The 2,844-nt window shown below is 38.9% G+C and carries 2 protein-coding genes; both read left to right on the plus strand.

From position 1 onward, the window contains the following. Positions 1-5: 5 nt before the first annotated feature. A complete protein-coding gene (locus TSYNT_RS11800; RefSeq protein WP_238142733.1) occupies positions 6-1,268 on the plus strand; it encodes a uroporphyrinogen decarboxylase family protein in 1,263 nt (420 codons plus the stop codon). Positions 1,269-1,402: 134 nt separating this feature from the next. Continuing rightward, positions 1,403-2,557: an MFS transporter gene (locus TSYNT_RS11805; protein ID WP_059034373.1), complete on the plus strand. Its 1,155-nt coding sequence runs from the start codon at positions 1,403-1,405 to the stop codon at positions 2,555-2,557. Positions 2,558-2,844 lie beyond the last annotated feature (287 nt).

Genomic DNA, 2,844 nt, shown 5'->3' on the forward strand with positions numbered 1-2,844 from the left:
AGGCTGTGCAAAGAATTAATGGGAGTGGAGGGATAAAGATGTGTGCAAAAAGTCCTGACGAACTTGCAAAGGAACGTCTTGCAAGAATACAAGCTGCTATGAATTTAGAGGAACCTGATAGAGTGCCACTGTCGGGAGTTGGAGGAGATGTGATTCCTGCTTATGCAGGGATAACCCACTATGAATTTTGCTTTGACTATAATAAGACGCGAGAAGCCCTAGCAAAGTTCAATAAGGATTTTCCGTGTGATTGGACATTTGCATCGGGATTTACGGGGGTAGGAGTGCCTCCGCTTACCTATGCATTCGCCGATGATCCGGAAGTTAGCACTGTGTTTGGCATGAGCGGCAGAACACATGATATTCTTGGCGATAAGTGCACGCGATATCCCGGCAGAGAACTTGCGGAGAATTGCTCACCTCAATTTATCGGCGGAACCTTCATGCAGCCGGAAGAATACGATCAGCTGATAGAAGATCCTGTAGGATTTATTGCAGAAACAGTATTGCCGCGAATTTGTCGTAATTTAGAAACTCCGCGAAAAGCTATGGCAACATGGGTGAGATTGGGCATGGAATCTGGGAACGTTATGGCATTTATGCAGGGCGTTGCTGAAGATTTAGCAAATATAGGCATGCCGTCAATACCTCTGACACTTGCCATGGCTCCACTCGATTTGATAGGCGATGGTCTCAGAGATGTTACTAATGTCCTTATAGATGTTAGAAAATATCCAGATAAAGTTAAAAAAGCTTGCGAAGCTTTAATTGAACCTATTTTGAAGATTGCTCTAGCGATGAAACCGTTGGGAGCAAATATTGCGTTTATTCCCTTGCACCTTAATGAATATCTATCTCCAAAACTTTACAACGAGTTTTATTGGCCATACCTAAAGGAGGTAATACTTAGACTTGCAGATGAAGGAATAAAATCTATGGTATTCTTCGAAGGAAAACATGAACCTCACTTGGAAACAATCCTAGAACTGCCGCCAAAATGGGGAATTGCCTATTTTGAAAAGACAGATATACGAAAAGCAAAAGAACTATTAAAAAACCATACTTGCGTAATGGGCGGTATACCTATAAGTCTTATAATCGGAAGCACTCCAGAAAAAATTGATGAATATGTTAAAGGTCTTATGGAAGATATCAAACCCGGTGGTGGGTATATAGCTTCTACAAGTATAGGAATCGCCCCAAGAGAAACACCTCTCGAAAATATTCGTGCCCTAATTGATGCAGTAGAAAAATACGGAAAATATTAGGAATATTGATATTATATGCAACTTTCCATTCAAATCATCTAAATTTTAATATGAATAACTTCGATTCCGGGTTGTTATTTACCCGGAATCGAAGGATTAAATTTACCCATTCTATTTATAAGGGGAGAATTAAGATGGATAAAAGAAAAGCAACAATAGCTATAATGTCAGTTTTCTTCATTGCAATGGGTATCGGGACTATTACGCCTGCAATACAAAATATTGCTGAAGCATTTCCGGATATTGGTTTTAGCACCATTTTACTTGTATCAACACTTCCTTCTCTCTTCATAATACCATCTACAGCTATAGCAGGAGTAATAGCTGGAAATCAGGTGGGCTACAGACCACTGCTAATCCTAGGGACACTTTTATTTACGGCAGCAGGAGCTGCGCCATTCTGGATCAGCGATTTTAAAACTATATTGATTTCAAGAGCACTTTTCGGAATAGGGCTCGGCGTTTTGATGCCTCTTGGTAATGCTGTAATCTTAAATCTTTTTGATGGTCAGGAAAGAGCGAATATGCTTGGCATGTCAGGTCTTGTTATGAATCTGGGTGGTATAGTGCTGCAACTTTTGGGAGGGGTGCTGTGCGCTATAAAATGGAATTATGCATTTCTAGCACATCTCCTTGGAGCGATTCCCCTTATAATGGTTATGCTGATGTTGCCTGAACCTGAAAAGAAAATAGGAGAAGAGAGAGGCAAAATAAGCATACCTCCTTCCGTGTATCTAATATCAATTCTTTTTGGAATTGCAATGATGCTAAATTATCCATTGCTTGTGAACATGTCGACAATTATTATAACTGATAACTTAGGTGATGCAGCTTCTGCCGGTATAGTACTTTCAATGTTTACGGTGGGAGGTATGATAGCCGGCGGCATTTTTGGAAAACTATATCAAAAAGCTTCTAAGTTTACAATTACTATCGGCTTGATTATCCTTGCAATTGGAGCAGGCATAGTTTATTACTCAAACAATATTGTAGTACTTACTATAGGGATGATGCTTGACGGAATAGGATTTGGAATAATTATGCCCGCCATTATGATGATTCTCGGGATGATCGTCTCCCCTGCTTCTTTTGCAGCGGCATCCGGTGTTTTGATGGCCTTTATGAATCTTGGAGGTTTTGTATCCACATATTATATTGCAATGCTTGGACAAATTAACAGCGAAATACGATTTCCGATTTTTGTTGCAACAGTTATCTATGGTGCAAGTGCAGTAGTATATACTTTAATGCAGCTGAAGTCAAAACCTTCAATCAGTGGGAATGTTTGATTTTGCATGATTTAGTATAAATGATAAATGACAATTTTATATCAAATAGTAAAAAACCATAAATTTCGATTCAGTTGACAATTCAGTCAAACAGTTATATACTAGTAGAAAAGACATGTAAATACGAGTTGGATAATTAAGGAGGGATGCTGAACTACCTCAAACAATCTTCAATTTTCCCATTAAATTTCATTACTCAATCATAAGGGGGAAGGTAAAGTGCTTGATGAACTTTTCAACAAAATAGTAGATATGGATGAAGAAGGTGCAGTAAGTCTTGCTAAAGA

The sequence above is a fragment of the Tepidanaerobacter syntrophicus genome (assembly GCF_001485475.2).
Classification (GTDB): domain Bacteria; phylum Bacillota; class Thermosediminibacteria; order Thermosediminibacterales; family Tepidanaerobacteraceae; genus Tepidanaerobacter; species Tepidanaerobacter syntrophicus.